The sequence below is a fragment of the Streptosporangium sp. NPDC050855 genome (assembly GCF_044456585.1).
In the GTDB taxonomy this organism is placed as follows: Bacteria; Actinomycetota; Actinomycetes; order Streptosporangiales; family Streptosporangiaceae; genus Streptosporangium; species Streptosporangium longisporum.
In genome coordinates, this window is record NZ_JBITFY010000007.1 from 58,621 (window position 1) to 72,142 (window position 13,522).

Annotated in this window: 13 protein-coding genes; 8 read left to right on the top strand and 5 right to left on the bottom strand. The window is 74.3% G+C overall.

Annotated features, from left to right (window positions below):
* The first annotated feature begins 70 nt into the window (after nucleotides 1-70).
* Entirely contained in the window at nucleotides 71-613 is a 543-nt protein-coding gene (locus ACIBCT_RS15945) for a gluconokinase (RefSeq protein ID WP_399189005.1), read from the top strand.
* Nucleotides 610-1,983, top strand: coding sequence for a GntP family permease (locus ACIBCT_RS15950; protein ID WP_399189007.1), 1,374 nt, complete (start codon nucleotides 610-612; stop codon nucleotides 1,981-1,983). The genes ACIBCT_RS15945 and ACIBCT_RS15950 overlap by 4 nt, the downstream gene beginning before the upstream one ends.
* 92 nt (nucleotides 1,984-2,075) lie before the next feature.
* On the opposite strand, the gene ACIBCT_RS15955 is transcribed toward ACIBCT_RS15950, so the two are convergent.
* The 4 genes from ACIBCT_RS15955 to ACIBCT_RS15970 all read right to left on the bottom strand — a co-directional run bounded on the left by ACIBCT_RS15955 (nucleotide 2,076) and on the right by ACIBCT_RS15970 (nucleotide 6,945).
* A complete protein-coding gene (locus tag ACIBCT_RS15955; RefSeq protein WP_399189009.1) occupies nucleotides 2,076-3,080 on the bottom strand; it encodes a HEAT repeat domain-containing protein in 1,005 nt (334 codons plus the stop codon).
* A 6-nt stretch (nucleotides 3,081-3,086) separates the two neighbouring features.
* On the bottom strand, nucleotides 3,087-3,755 hold the full coding sequence (locus tag ACIBCT_RS15960) for a HEAT repeat domain-containing protein (RefSeq protein WP_399189010.1): 669 nt from the start codon (nucleotides 3,753-3,755) through the stop codon (nucleotides 3,087-3,089).
* A gap of 141 nt (nucleotides 3,756-3,896) precedes the next feature.
* Nucleotides 3,897-5,897 carry an FUSC family protein gene (locus tag ACIBCT_RS15965; RefSeq protein ID WP_399189012.1) on the bottom strand — a complete coding sequence of 667 codons (2,001 nt, stop codon included), beginning with the start codon at nucleotides 5,895-5,897 and terminating at the stop codon, nucleotides 3,897-3,899.
* Between the two features lie 253 nt (nucleotides 5,898-6,150).
* Nucleotides 6,151-6,945, bottom strand: a complete 795-nt coding sequence (locus ACIBCT_RS15970) for an SDR family NAD(P)-dependent oxidoreductase (protein ID WP_399189014.1) — start codon at nucleotides 6,943-6,945, stop codon at nucleotides 6,151-6,153.
* Nucleotides 6,946-7,319: 374 nt separating this feature from the next.
* On the opposite strand from ACIBCT_RS15970, the gene ACIBCT_RS15975 reads away from it, so the two are divergent.
* A complete protein-coding gene (locus tag ACIBCT_RS15975; protein ID WP_399189016.1) occupies nucleotides 7,320-7,736 on the top strand; it encodes a hypothetical protein in 417 nt (138 codons plus the stop codon).
* Nucleotides 7,737-7,786: 50 nt separating this feature from the next.
* Here the strand turns inward: ACIBCT_RS15975 and ACIBCT_RS15980 are convergent, their stop codons facing one another.
* Nucleotides 7,787-8,350, bottom strand: a complete 564-nt coding sequence (locus ACIBCT_RS15980) for a carboxymuconolactone decarboxylase family protein (RefSeq protein ID WP_399189018.1) — start codon at nucleotides 8,348-8,350, stop codon at nucleotides 7,787-7,789.
* 213 nt (nucleotides 8,351-8,563) lie between these two features.
* Here ACIBCT_RS15980 and ACIBCT_RS15985 point away from each other — a divergent pair, with 213 nt between their 5' ends.
* From ACIBCT_RS15985 to ACIBCT_RS16005, 5 genes are all read left to right on the top strand, one after another.
* Complete coding sequence (locus tag ACIBCT_RS15985) at nucleotides 8,564-9,034, top strand: DUF1992 domain-containing protein (RefSeq protein WP_399189021.1); 471 nt, start codon at nucleotides 8,564-8,566, stop codon at nucleotides 9,032-9,034.
* A gap of 321 nt (nucleotides 9,035-9,355) precedes the next feature.
* A complete protein-coding gene (locus tag ACIBCT_RS15990; RefSeq protein ID WP_399189023.1) occupies nucleotides 9,356-10,414 on the top strand; it encodes a dihydrodipicolinate synthase family protein in 1,059 nt (352 codons plus the stop codon).
* A gap of 80 nt (nucleotides 10,415-10,494) precedes the next feature.
* Nucleotides 10,495-10,773, top strand: coding sequence for a (2Fe-2S)-binding protein (locus ACIBCT_RS15995; RefSeq protein ID WP_399189025.1), 279 nt, complete (start codon nucleotides 10,495-10,497; stop codon nucleotides 10,771-10,773).
* Entirely contained in the window at nucleotides 10,763-12,334 is a 1,572-nt protein-coding gene (locus tag ACIBCT_RS16000; RefSeq protein WP_399189027.1) for an FAD-dependent oxidoreductase, read from the top strand. Before ACIBCT_RS15995 ends, ACIBCT_RS16000 begins: the two co-directional genes overlap by 11 nt.
* Nucleotides 12,331-13,518, top strand: a complete 1,188-nt coding sequence (locus ACIBCT_RS16005) for an NAD(P)/FAD-dependent oxidoreductase (RefSeq protein ID WP_399189028.1) — start codon at nucleotides 12,331-12,333, stop codon at nucleotides 13,516-13,518. The genes ACIBCT_RS16000 and ACIBCT_RS16005 overlap by 4 nt, the downstream gene beginning before the upstream one ends.
* Nucleotides 13,519-13,522 lie beyond the last annotated feature (4 nt).

The following is a 13,522-nucleotide window of genomic DNA, read 5'->3' on the forward strand; positions in this document are numbered from 1 at the left end:
GAGCGGAGGAGCCACGAACCCCACCCAGGACCCCGCCGCACCGGCTCCCGGTGCCGCGCTACTCGTCGTCATGGGCGTGACCGGCTCGGGCAAGACCACGGTGGGGGCGGCTCTCGCCCAGCGCCTGCGGCTGCCCTTCGCCGACGCCGACGACTTCCACAGCGAGGCCAACGTCGCCAAGATGTCGGCCGGCATCCCGCTGGACGACGACGACCGGCTGCCGTGGCTGCGCGCCATCGGCGACTGGCTCGCCGACCACGTCGCCACCGGTGGCGTGGCCAGCTGCTCGGCCCTCAAGCGAAGCTACCGCGACCTCCTGCGGCAGGCCGCTCCGTCGGTGACCTTCGTCCACCTGCACGGCGACATCGACGCCGTGCGGCGCAGGGTGGCCGGCCGCCCCGGGCACTTCATGCCCACCTCACTGGTCGACTCGCAGTTCAAGACGCTGGAGCCCCTGGAGCCCGACGAGCGCGGGATGGTCCTCGACTTCTCCCTGCCCGTCGACGACCTCGTGGAGGCCTACCTCGACGCCGCGAACACGACCGGCCCCGGCCCGTCGCCCGCCGATCCGGCCGGGGCCCGGAACACGGACGAGGCCGGGGGCGCGCGATGACCACCGTGCTGACCGTGCTGGCCGCTCCTCCCCCGGCCCCCGCCGGCAGGCTCATCCCGGCGGCGCTCATCGGCATCGCGCTGATCGTCCTGCTGATCACGTACTTCAAGCTGCACCCCTTCCTGAGCCTGACCATCGGTTCGCTGGCCGTGGGAGCCGTGGCGGGCCTGTCGATGGCCGACACCATCTCCGCCTTCACCGACGGGTTCGGCAGCACGGCCGCCGGGGTCGGCACCCTCATCGCGCTGGGAGCGATGTTCGGCAAGCTGCTCGCCGACTCCGGCGGGGCCGACGAGATCGTGGACACGATCGTCGGCCGCTCCAGTCCTCGTTCGCTGCCCTGGGCGATGGCCGCGGTGGGCGCCCTGATCGGGTTGCCGATGTTCTTCGAGATCGGCCTCGTGCTGCTGATGCCGGTCATCTTCCTGGTCTCGCGCCGCTCCGGCGTCTCGCTGATCCGGGTGGGCATCCCCGCGCTCGCCGGCCTGTCGGTGATGCACGGCCTGGTCCCGCCCCACCCCGGGCCGCTGGTCGCCATCGACGCCCTCAAGGCGGACCTGGGCATCACGCTGGGACTGGGCGTGCTCGTCGCCATCCCGACCGTCGCCATCGCCGGGCCGCTGTTCGCCAAGTACGCGGCCCGCTGGGTGGACGTCCCGGCGCCGGAGCTCTACGAGACCCGGCCCGCGGCCGAGGACACCCGCAGGCCCTCGTTCGGCGTCACCCTCGCCACGGTGCTGCTGCCCGTGGTGCTGATGATGGGCAAGGCGCTCGCCGCCATCCTCCTCCCCGAGGGGAACCCGATCCGCTCGGTCCTCGACTTCCTCGGCACGCCGCTGATCGCGCTGCTCATCGCCGTCATCGTGGCGATGTTCACCCTCGGTCTCGGCGCGGGCATGGACCGGAAGGCGGTCGCGAAGTCCCTGGAGCAGTCGCTGCCCCCGATCGCGGGCATCCTGCTGATCGTGGCCGCGGGCGGCGGTTTCAAGCAGACCCTGATCGACACCGGGATCGGCGACCTAATCGCCACCTGGGTGCAGAACAGCGGCCTGTCGGTGCTGCTGCTGGCCTGGTTCGTCGCCGTGCTCATCCGGCTGGCCACGGGGTCGGCGACCGTCGCGACCGTCACGGCCTCCGGCATCCTGGCGCCGCTGGTCGCCAACCTCAGCGTCGGCGAGACCTCGCTGCTCGTGCTCGCCATCGGCGCCGGCTCGCTGTTCTTCTCGCACGTCAACGACGCGGGCTTCTGGCTGGTCAAGGAGTACTTCGGGCTCACCGTGGGGCAGAACATCAAGACCTGGTCGGTGATGGAGACGATCATCTCGGTGACCGGTCTGGTGTTCGTCCTGCTGCTCAGCCTGTTCCTATGACGCGCTCCCCGGCCCCCGGGCCGGGGAGCCGTCCACTGTCGAAAAGGGCACCTCGTGGCCCGGCGCCGCGCACGGCACGCCGGGAAGAGCCGTCATCGCGCGCCCCGGAGCCCCAGGATGTACGTCGCGGTGAGCGCGACGGCACGGTCCTCGTCACGGGACAGCTCGGCGAGGGCCCGTGACGCCGTGGTTCCCGGGACGTCCGCGAGCGCCTGGGTCAGCCGCCGGCGCGCGGACGGTTCCACGTCCCCGTGGGCGAGGCGATCGACGAGCCCGGTGGCGATCCGGTCCGCCAATGCGGGACGGCTCGCCAGCGCGCCCAGGGCGTCGGCCGCGTCGACGTCGTTCGTCCCCTCGACGACGGTGTCGACGAGCACCGGGATCGCGTCGGCCACCCCCCGTGCCCCCAGCGCCAGGGCCGCGTGCCTGCGGACCACGGGGTCGGGGCTCGCGAGGGCCTCGCGCAGCGTTGCGGTCGCCCGGTCGTCCGGGATCTCGGCGATGGCCCGGACGGCGCGCTCGCGCACCTCGGCCGCGGGCGAGCCGAGTCCCCTCGCCAGCAGCGCCGGGCCGTCGTCGCCCGACCGCGCCAGAGCCCAGCGAAGGGCCCCGGCGACGTTCGGGTCCGTCTCGCTCAGCGCCGCCTCGACCAGTGCCTCCACCGGCACCGCGGCCTCCTCGACCGAGGACAGGGCCGCGCGCTGGCGCCTGCCCGCGCTGGCCGACCCCAGCTCCTGCAGGAGCGCGACGATCTGCAGGACGTCCTCCCAGCCGGCCGGTTCCGCGGCGTCGATCCGGCGCAGCCGCGTGAGCAGCTCCGTCTCGGCCGCGATGCGCTCGCGCGTCCGGCGGATGAGGTCGTCGACGAGGTCCGCGGGCGTGAAGCCGGGATCGTCGAGCGCGCGCCCGACGTCGCGCAGCGACAGCCCCAGGGACCGCAGGCTCTCGATGTGGAAGATCCGCCGGATGTCCTCGTCGGAGTACTCCCGGTAGCCGGCGCCGGTACGGCCCGTCGGCCGCACCAGGCCGAGCGTGTCGTAGTGCCTGAGCATGCGGGCACTGACCCCGGACCGCCGCGCCACGTCGCCGATCAGCACCGTCCGTCACTCCTTCCCGCCGGTGTCGCCGAGGGCCACGACGCGCTTGGCCTCCTCGATCGCGAACGCGAACCCGGTCTCCGGGTCGCGCAGCAGCCGTTCCGTGGCGATCGCGTGCGCGCGTACGCGAGGGTCGGGATCCTCCGCCGCGGCGCGCAGGGCCGGCACGATCATCTCACCGAGCGCGACCAGTGCCCGGCTGAGGCTCAGCTGCGTGTCGCGTTCGCCGCGCCCGAGCTGTGCCGCCAGCGCCGCGGCCAGCTCGTGCTCCTCCCCCTCGGGTACGAGCACGACCGCCGCCCGCCACGCGCTCCGCGCCACCTCGTCGTCGGCGTCGGACAGGAGCGCCCGGGTGATCGCCGGCCACGCCCGCCGGTCCCCGATCTTGGACAGCGTGTGCAGCGCCTGGCTCCGCGCCTGCGCGCGCTCCGAGCGGAGCTCCCCGAGAAGCTCCGGGACCGTCAGGGAGGCCGGGTGCCGGGTGAGCGCCCAGGTCAGCATGTCGCGCACGTAGAACTCCGGTTCGACCGCGCACCGCTCGACGAGCGGGCCGACGAACCGCGGGCCGGGGGTCGTGCCGAGCGCCATCGCCGCCCGCAGCCGTACCGACGCGCGGCCGTCCTCCAGCCCCCGGAGCGCTCGGATCATGTCCGTGTCCTGTTCCCGCATGGTCATGGGGACCACCTCCTGGGCCACAGTGAAGACCTTGTCACCGTGTCAGGGTCAAGCGGGTTCCCGGTCCCTCGGCCCCTCGGCCCCTCGGCCCCTTGGTCCCCGGTCCCTTGGTCCCCGGACCGTCCGGGCCGGGCCGGACGGTCACCCGGGACGGTTGGCCGAGACCGTGTCGCGCAGGCCGCGCACCGCGGAGTCGATCCGCTCCAGGCTCTTCTCCTCGCAGAACGCCGGATCGGCGGGTTCCCGTCCGGCGCGGACGTCCCTGGCGAGGTCGTCCAGGCAACCGGCCAGGGTCTGGACCGCGGTGTCCGGGGGCGGCGGCGCGCCGCGCTCGGTCCGCGCGACCGTGGCGACGGTCGCGTTCGCCACCTGCTCCAGGGCGGTCATCGCGGGCATCCAGGTGGTGACGCGCCGGCTGACCACGGCCGGCTCGGTCATCGCCCGCTGGAAGACCGTCCGCAGATCGGCCAGGGCGTCGTACACCCCGCGGCGGAGCAGCGCCCTGCCGGTGTGCCCGGCGTCGAACGCGTGCCGGAGGTAGTTCGCGGTGGCCGAGACGGCGTCGGCGAACCGCGGCCCGACCGGCGCCTCCCAGCTGGTCGGCCACGGCAGGTAGCCCAGCAGCAGGACGATCAGGCATCCGGCCAGCGTGTCGACCAGCCGGATGACGCCCAGTCCGGGCCCCCCGCGGGTCAGCAGGTCCACCAGGAGCAGCACCAGCGGCGCCTGGAAGGCCGAGAGCAGACCCCAGTTGCGCTGCACGCCGTACGGCAGCAGCGCCGCGCACACCGCGACGGGCACCAGGAGCGGCGTCCCGTACGGGACCACGACGAGCATCAGGGTGCCGATCAGCGTGCCCGCGACGGTCCCGAGCGCGCGCTGCACCGCGCGGGCGAACACCGACCCGAAGTCGGGCTTGAGCACCAGCGCGACGGTCAGCATCATCCAGTAGGACCGCTCGAACCAGCCGAGCATGCCGATCGCGGCGGCGACGCCCATGCAGAGCCCGAGCCTGACCGTGTAGACGCGGACGAGGTGGCCGTACCACATGTCCTTCAGGGCGGCCCGGAGCCGGGCCCGGCGGCCGATCCTCTCGTACGGCAGCTGCTCGGCCGCCACGTCGCCGCCGGAGGCCAGGGCCACGGCCCCCTCCACCGCGGAGCACAGGGCGCGCACGGCGGGCGAGTCGCACTCGTGGCGCAGCGTCCGCGGCGCGGGCCCGCCGGTGAGCGAGGCGGTGACCTCCTCGACGTCCGCGACGAGCTCCGCGGGCGGCTCGCGCCCCTCGTGGGAGAGCGACAGCAGCGCGTTGCGGATCAGCGAGGCCTGGTTCAGCAGGGCGACCAGGCGGGTACGTCCCGCGTCCAGGCCCGCGGCCGGGGAGCGCGCCGCGAGGACGGTGTCGTACCCGCTCTTGAGGGCGGCGTCGAACGCGGTCAGCGCGCCGGTGTCACCGGTGTCGCTGGTGTCGCTGGTGTCGCTGGTGTCGCTGGTGTCGCTGGTGTCGCTGGTGTCGCCGGTGGGGCGCGTGCGGGCGGCGAGGAGGGTGCCGAGGGCCCGGTAGACCGTGACCACCGCGGCCTCCTCGGGCGCGCGGGGATGGAACGGCCACTCCGCGGCCCCCAGGGCGATCACCCATCCCACGCCCAGCAGGAACGCCAGCGCGTTCAGCAGGGGCGATCCCGGCAGCGCTATACCGATGGACAGCACGGTCATCACCAGCAGCTGCAGCCCGGCCGCCGATCCGGTGGCGCCGCTCGTGCTGATCAGCGCGGACACCACGGAGACGGCCACCACGGCGAGCACCGCCCACCAGCCGTGGTCGCGGATCGCGGCGCCGACGAGGTACCCGACCGCTCCGGCGGTGCCGGCCGCCGCCATCCGGATGACCCTGACCCGGTACGGCCCCCCGCGGTCGGCCATGCCGGCGTTCATCGCGCCGATGGCCGGCAGCAGACCGGCCACGACGTGCCCGGTGACGAACCCCGCGGCGAGAGGGGTGGTCACCGCCACCGCCATGCGCAGCATCGGCCACCATTCGAGGGCCGCGGGCGCCGGCCGTACCGTCTCCACCAGCCAGCCGGGGGCGGCGTCGGTCAGCCGGTCGGCGGCCCGCCGGAGGAACGGGAACGACGGGGACACCGTTCGCCGTGCTCAGTACGCGGGCACGCCGGGCGTGTCCGGTGCCGGGACGGTCTCCTGATCGTTCACGGAGCGTCCGTACCCGCGGGCTCGCCCGGACTATCCCCGGGTTCACCGACGAACGCTTGACCTCGGTGCCTTCCCCGGGGGTCCCTCCCCCGCGGCCGGGCCCGCCCGCAGGCCGCCGGCCGGGAGGGCCACCGCCCACGCGGGCACCGGCCGGGGCTTCAGGGGCGTCGGGGGCTTCAAGGGCTCAGGGAACGATGGCGTCGACGTACCCCCCGTCGACCCGGAGCGCGCCGCCGGTGGTGGCCGAGGCCTGCGGGGAGCTGAGGTAGACGACCATGTCGGCGATCTCCTCCGGTTCGATCAGCCGTTGCAGCAGCGACTGGGGACGGTGTCCCCGCATGAAGGCGCGCTGGGCCTCCTCCCAGGGCAGGTCACGCTCGACGAGCTCGTAGACGAAGTCCTCCACCCCCTCGGTGTGCGTGGGACCGGCGATGACGGAGTTGACCGTGACGCCGCTGCCCGCGGCCTTCTTGGCGAAGCCTCGCGAGACCGCCAGCAGCGCGGTCTTGGACATCCCGTAGTGGATCATCTCCAGGGGCGTGACGATCGCGGAGTCGCTGGCGATGTACTGGACGCGGCCCCAGGAGCGCGCCGTCATCCCCGGCAGGTAGGCGCGGGTGAGGCGGATCGCCGCCAGGACGTTCACCTCGAAGAAGCGCCGCCACTCGTCGTCGGTGATCTCCAGGGCGTCCTGTACCCCGAAGACGCCGAGGTTGTTGATCAGGATGTCGACCTCCGGTACGAGGCCGACGGCCCGGTCCGCACCCGCCTGGGTGGCGAGATCGGCGGCGACCGGGACGACCCGCGCGCCGGGGACCTTCAGGCGCAGCGCGCCGACGGCGGCCTCCACCGTCTGGGGAGTGCGGCCGTTCACGGCCACCGTCGCGCCCGCCCGGGCCAGGCCGGTGGCGATGGCCGCCCCGATCCCCTGGGTGGATCCGGTGACCAGCGCCGTCTTGCCGGTGAGATCGATGTGCATGCGTCACGTCCTTGATGCCCGTCGTGGAACCGCCCCCGCGTGCGCCCGCCCGGCCGGACGGCGGGACCACAGGACGGAGCGGCGCTCCACCGTGTCGCCCGGCAGGGTCCCCGGTGCGTCGCCCCGCCCACCGGCCCGTCCCCGTCCCCGCGCCGGGCGGCGTGAACGCGGGATCGTGGTCATTGTGCGGGAGCGGACGCGGGGGACGGCGTTCTCCCCGCCGGGTGACGGTGTCCTGGCGGGGAGTTGGGAAACTCTTGGACGGGCGCGCGAGCACCCGGCGGGCGGAGCGACCGGGCCGGGGCCCGCCTGTCGCGGTTCTGTCGGTCCCGGCCCGTAGTCTGCCGGTCCCGTACGACAGGAAGGTGGGGATCGTGGACCCTGACAACCCGGTGATCAAGCTCTGCGCCGAGGGCATGGAGGCCGAGGCCGACGGCCGTCCCGAGGACGCGCTGCGGTTGTTCGAGCAGGCGTGGCTGGAGCGGGCCGACGACTTCGACGCCTGTGTGGCGGCCCACTACGTCGCGCGCCACCAGGAGTCCGCCGAGGAGACCCTGCGCTGGAACGAGATCTCGCTCAAGCACGCCGACGCGGTGGCGGACGAGCGGGTTCTCCCGTTCTACCCCTCGCTCCACGTCAACATGGGAGCCGCCCACGAGCTGCTGGGCGATCCCGACGAGGCCCGTCGCCACTTCCGGCTGGCCTCCGACCGGGTCCACGACCTCCCCGAGGGTGCGTACGGTGACATGCTCCGCCAGGCGATCACCGACGGTCTGAGCCGCCTGACCTGAGTCGCCTGAACTGAGCCGCCCACCCGGGCCGCCTGACCCGGGCCGTCCGGTCAGGCCTCTCCGCCGTCCCAGGCGAAGGCGCTCATCTGGGGGTCGAGGGGCGCGTCGACGAGCCGGTTGGCGAACGTGGAGATGGTGTAGGTCCCCACCCCGAGAACGACCTCGAGCGCGTTCCGGGCGGTGTGGCCGGCGTCGAGGAACGCCCGCATCTCGTTGTCGTCCACGGCACCCTGGCGGTCCATGACGGCCAGGGTGAAGAGCCGTACCGCCTCCAGCCGCGTGTCGGCCAGGGGCTTCCGCGACCGTAGCGCCTCGACGACCTCGGGCGGGGCGTCCAGCCCGGCCAGCGTGGCGGTGTGGAGCGCCACGCAGACGTGGCACCGGTTCCGGGTGGCGACCGTCAGGATGACGATCTCTCGTTCGAGCGGGCCGAGGGTGGCCTGCTCGAACGACGCCGAGGCCGCCAGGAACCCCTTGAGCAGCTGCGGGGATTCGGCCATCAGGGCCACCGCCGAGGGAAGGTGGCCGAACTTCCGCGTCACGCCCTCGATGGTGGGGCGGATCTCGGGCGGCGCGCTCTCGGCGGTGTGGGCGACGAAGACGTCGGAGGGCATGGGGAACCTTCTCTCTGCGGGGGTTCGGCGGGCGCCGGAGCCGGGCTCGGCGTCCGCACGCACCAGAAACAGTCAATGTGGTTGTCCATACCGTAAAGATGGTTGACCATTTTGGCAAGGCCGGGATCCGTGCACCCCGGGGCCGCGGAGAGCCCCACCGGGCACCGCCGATTACCCTCGAAGGTGTCACCGACCACGACAGGAGGCCCGACCGTGACGGACCGCAAACCGCCCGGGGTCAGCTTCGAGACGTGGATCGACCGGCAGATCCGCGAGGCCACCGAACGCGGGGAGTTCGACAACCTGCCGGGGGCCGGCAAGCCCCTCCCCGACGCGGGCAGGCAGCCCGACGAGATGTGGTGGGTCAAGCAGAAGATGAGAGCGGAGAACCTGTCGTTCCCGCTTCCCGGGACGCTCGCGCTGCGCAAGGACGCCGAGGAGGCGCGGGCGGCCGCGGCGGACGCGCGGACGGAGGCCGAGGCGCGCCGGATCATCGAGGAGATCAACGGCCGGATCCGCGAGAGCCACGGCAGGACCCTGTCGGGTCCGCCGCTCCTCCAGCCGCTCTTCGACGTGGACGAGGTCGTCGCCGACTGGCGGGCCCGCCATCCCGCCGTGGAGAGACCGGCCCCCGAACCGCCCGTCCGGCGACGCTCCCTCCTGCGCCGGCTCATGCGCGGCTGACCCCCCGGTTCATGCGCGGCCGGCTCGCCGGTTCATGCGTGACCGGCTCGCCCGCCGACTCATGCACGGCCGGCTCCCCCGCCGGTTCATGCGCGGCCGACCCGCGCGCCCGGGACCCGGTCCCCGGGCTCGCGGGTCGGCCAGGCGCCGAGAGGCGCCTCGTCCATGGAATCGATCCCGGGAACTCCCGGACCGCCCCCTTCTCCCGCGTCCCGCGCCGATGACTTCTGGAAATAACACCTGTTAAGAACATATTTCCTGCTTGACCGGAAAGATGGTCGTGCAGCAACCTGGTGCAATCGATTCCGTAAAATCTGCAGGTTGTTCCTCGCACCGACCCCCGGGAACCCCATGGACCGCGACGACGTCACCTGGCACGGCTACTGGCCGGCCGCCCCCACCCCCTTCACCGCCGACGGCGCGCTGGACGAGGGGGCCTGGCGGGCGCTGCTCCGGCTGTACGCCGCCCAGGGGGTGCACGGCGTCCTGGTCAACGGGAGCACCGGCGAGTGGTTCAGCCAGACGCCGGCCGAGCGCCGCCGCGTCACCGAGATCGCGGTACGGGAGGTCGCCGGCCGTTTCCCCGTGGTCGTCGGCGTCACCGCCTACACGCCCGGCGAGGCGATCGACCTCGCCCGGCACGCCGCCGAGACCGGTGCCGACGGCCTGCTCGCCACACCGCCTCCGTACGTGCATCCCGGCCCCGAGGAGATCGTGGCCTTCTACGACCGGGTCGGCTCGGCCACGGACCTGCCGTTCATGGTCTACAACTGGCCGCGCGGCGTCGCCGTCGACATCTCCGCCCACCCCGGGCTGACCGAACGGCTGGCCGACCTCGACAACGTGGTCGCGATCAAGGACAGCACCGGCGACTGGCTGAGGATGCTCGGCACGGTCGAGGCGGTCTGCGACCGTGTCCGGGTGTTCGGCAGCTTCCTGCACCGGCGCGGCCTCGCCGTCCTGCTGGGACTCGGCGGTGACGGCAACATCGACGGCGGCGGCGTCGGGGCTCCCTTCGCGGTCCCCTACTACGAGGCGGTGGCGGCCGGCGACCGCGAGTCCGCCCGCGCCTGGGCCGACCGGTACGCGGGCCTGTCCGGCCGTCTCGTCGCTCCCGACTACAGCGGCGTGCACGGCTCCCCCATCGCCCAGCTCAAGGCCGCGATGTCCCTGCTCGGCCAGCCCGGCGGGCACGTGCGCCCGCCCCTGCTGCCGGTCTCCGACCCGGGGACGCTCCGCGCGATCAGAACCGTACTGGAGGAGTCCGGCCTGGTCGCGGCGCTGGAGGAGTCCGGTCCGGTCGCGCGGGAGTCCGGTCCGGTGGCGTCGGAGGCGGCGACGCCCGATGCCGGCGCGGGCCGCGAGGAGACCCGCGCGTGACGGGGTCGGCGGGCCGGGGAGGCTCGGCACGCGGAACGAACCCGAAGCGCAGAAAGGATTCGGCGGACGGGACGGGGCCGGTGACCGCAAGGAGGGCGACGATCGTGGTCGACGGGCGGGTGATCAGCGCCGTCGAGGGCGTCACCCTGGCCGCCGCCCTCGTGGGCGAGCGCCACTGGACGCTTGGCCGCAACCCGGTCGACGGCGCGCTCCGTGGCCCGTTCTGCGGGATGGGCGTGTGCTTCGAGTGCGAGGTGACCGTGGACGGCCGGGCCGGGGTCCGCGCCTGCCTCACCAGGATCCACCCGGGCATGCGGGTCGACACGGCCGCCCTCTCGGAGGGTCCCGATGGCGGCTGACGGCGACGGGGCGGTCGTGCGGCGGGACGTGGTGATCGTCGGGGGCGGCCCGGCCGGTCTGACCGCGGCGGCCCGGCTGGCCGCGTCCGGGCTGACCGTGACGATCCTGGACGAGCAACCCGAGCTGGGCGGCCAGTACTACCGGCGTCCCGCGCCCGAGGTCGCGCGGGTGTGGGGAGACCACCGCCCCGAGGGCGGGCGGCTGATCGGCCGGGTGCGCGCCGCGGGCGTCGAGTGCCGCACCGGCCACCTGGTGTGGGGGGTGGCCGACGACGGGAGCACGCTGCTGGCGTCCGACGCAGCGGGCCGGGCGGTGCGGCTGCGCGGCCGGTACGTGATCCTGGCGACCGGGGCCTACGAGCGGGTGTTCCCCTTCCCGGGCTGGCGGCTTCCCGGTGTGACCACTCCCGGTTTCGCCCAGCATCTGGCCGCCGACCACACCTCGGTCGGCGACCGGGTGGTGCTGGCCGGCTCGGGTCCCTTCCTGCTGCCGGTCGCCTGCTCGCTGCTCGCCCTCGGGGTGACGGTCGCGGGGATCGCCGAGGTCGGCACGCCGTACCGTCCGGGTCCGCGCGCGTCCGGCGCGCTGCTGCACCCGGCCCGGCTGCGCGAACTCGCCGGGTACGCGGCGCGGCTCGCCCGCGCCCGGGTGCCGCTCTGGCAGAGGACCGTGGTGCTGCGCGCGGACGGTCGGGAGCGCGTCTCGTCGGTGACGCTGGCCTCGGCCGCGACGCCGGGACGCCCGATCCGCACCGTCGAGGTGGACGCGCTCTGCGTCGGGTACGGCTTCCGGCCGCAGACCGACCTCGCCCGCATGCTGGGCTGCGCGACCGGCACCGACGCCGTGACCGGGGAGGTGTCACCGCTCACCGGCCCGGCCGGGCGTTCCTCGCGCGACGAGGTCTACGTCGTGGGCGAGGCCGCGGGCGTCGGCGGGGTGCACGCGGCCGTCGCCCGGGGCATGGCCGCCGCCCACGACATCCTGGCCCGGGAACACGGCGCCCTGGCCCGCGAACACGGCACGCCCGCCCGGGAACACGGCGCCCTGGCCCGGGAACAGGGCGACACCCGCGGACGCGACGACGCCGGAGACCGCGACGGTCCACGAGCCCCGGCCCTCGGGAAGGGGCGGGGACCGGTGCCCGCCTCCGAGATCCGGCGGTGGACGAGGGCACGGCGGCGGGCGGAACACTTCGCGGCCCTCACCGGCTCGATCTACCCGGGTCCCGCCCTGCTCCTGGACACGCTGGCCGCCTCCGTACCCGACGAGACCCCGGTCTGCCGGTGCGAGGCGATCACCGCGGGAGAGATCCGCGAGACCGCGGCCGCGCGTGCCGGGGGCGACCTGAACGCCACCAAGGCGTGGACCCGCGCCGGGATGGGCCCCTGCCAGGGCCGCGAGTGCGGTTTCGCGGTCTCCGCGCTGGTCAGGGCCGCCCGGCCCGGGGAGACCGCGGACCAGCCGGTGGAGGCGTTCCCTTCCCGGACACCGGTCAGGCCGGTACCGGTGGCGACACTGCTGGAGATCGCGGAGAGCCGCGCCGACGGGACGACGACGTGAGGACGTCCGACGTGGTGATCGTCGGCGCCGGGGTGCTGGGCGCCGCCACGGCGAGCCGGCTGGCGCGCGACGGGCACCGGGTGACGGTGCTGGAACGCGGAGCCCCCGGCCGCGAGGGATCGGGCACCACCGCGGGCAACCTGCACATGCAGGCCGTGCACACCCGTCGCCCTGGTCAGGCCGTACCGCTGGACAGTGCGCGTTTCCTGCCGTTGCAGCGGGCCGCCAGCGACCTGTGGGAGACCGTCGAGGACGAGCTGGAGACCTCCGTCGAGCTGCGCCGCAGCGGCGGGTTCACCATCGCCGAGTCCGAGGCCCAGGTACGCGAACTGCACGACAAGCACGCCTGGGAGACCGCGGCCGGGATCGCGACCGAGGTCATGGACGGCGACGCGGCCCGCTCGGCGCTGCCGTCGCTGGGCCCGACCGTCGCCGCGGCCACCTGGTGCGGCCTCGACGGGTACGCCAACCCGCTGAAGGTCACCCCCGCCTACCTGGCCGACGCGGCGCGGCACGGGGCCCGGCTGGTGCCGTTCGCGCCGGTCACCGCGGTCACCCGGAGCGGCGGGACCTGGCGGGTCGAGGCGGGCGGGGAGGTCGTCCAGGCCCCGGTGGTCGTCGACGTCGCCGGTCCCTGGCTGGGCGGGATCGCGGCGATGGCCGGGATCGGGCTGCGGATGGCGCCGGTGGCGATCCAGATGCACGCCACCGTGCGCTCGGCCCCCGTCCTGCCGCACCTGGTCCAGCACATCGGCGAGGGCCTGTCGGTGAAGCAGGTCACCGCGGGCAACCTGCTGGTCGGCGGCGGCTGGCCGGCCAGGACCATGGACCTGGACGGCCGCAGCGAGGCGGGCGTGGACGGCCTGGTCGGCAACATGGCGCTCGCCGTGCGGATCCTGCCGTTCGTCCGGGACCTGCGGCTGCTGCGCATGTGGGCGGGACCGCTGGCGGCCACCCCCGACGAGATGCCGGTGATCGGCGAGGTGCCGGGCGCGCCGGGCTTCCTGGTGGCGGGCGGCACGTACTCCTTCACCTTCGCCCCCCTGTGGGGCGAGACGCTGCGCAACCTGGTCGCGGGGACGCCACCGCCGGTGAACGTCGCCGACCTGGGCCCGGACCGGCTGATGCGAGACCCGCTCGACCCGCTCGCCGCGAGCCCTCGCGGCGGCCGGAGCACCCGATGAAGGA

What these genes read in the sequence shown, in the direction of transcription:
- ACIBCT_RS15945 (WP_399189005.1), top strand. Translation starts at nt 71, where the DNA reads ATGGGCGTGACCGGCTCGGGCAAGACCACGGTGGGGGCGGCTCTCGCC.
- ACIBCT_RS15960 (WP_399189010.1), bottom strand. Translation starts at nt 3,755, where the DNA reads ATGACCATGCGGGAACAGGACACGGACATGATCCGAGCGCTCCGGGGG.
- ACIBCT_RS15980 (WP_399189018.1), bottom strand. Translation starts at nt 8,350, where the DNA reads ATGCCCTCCGACGTCTTCGTCGCCCACACCGCCGAGAGCGCGCCGCCC.
- ACIBCT_RS15970 (WP_399189014.1), bottom strand. Translation starts at nt 6,945, where the DNA reads ATGCACATCGATCTCACCGGCAAGACGGCGCTGGTCACCGGATCCACC.
- ACIBCT_RS15950 (WP_399189007.1), top strand. Translation starts at nt 610, where the DNA reads ATGACCACCGTGCTGACCGTGCTGGCCGCTCCTCCCCCGGCCCCCGCC.
- ACIBCT_RS16000 (WP_399189027.1), top strand. Translation starts at nt 10,763, where the DNA reads ATGGCGGCTGACGGCGACGGGGCGGTCGTGCGGCGGGACGTGGTGATC.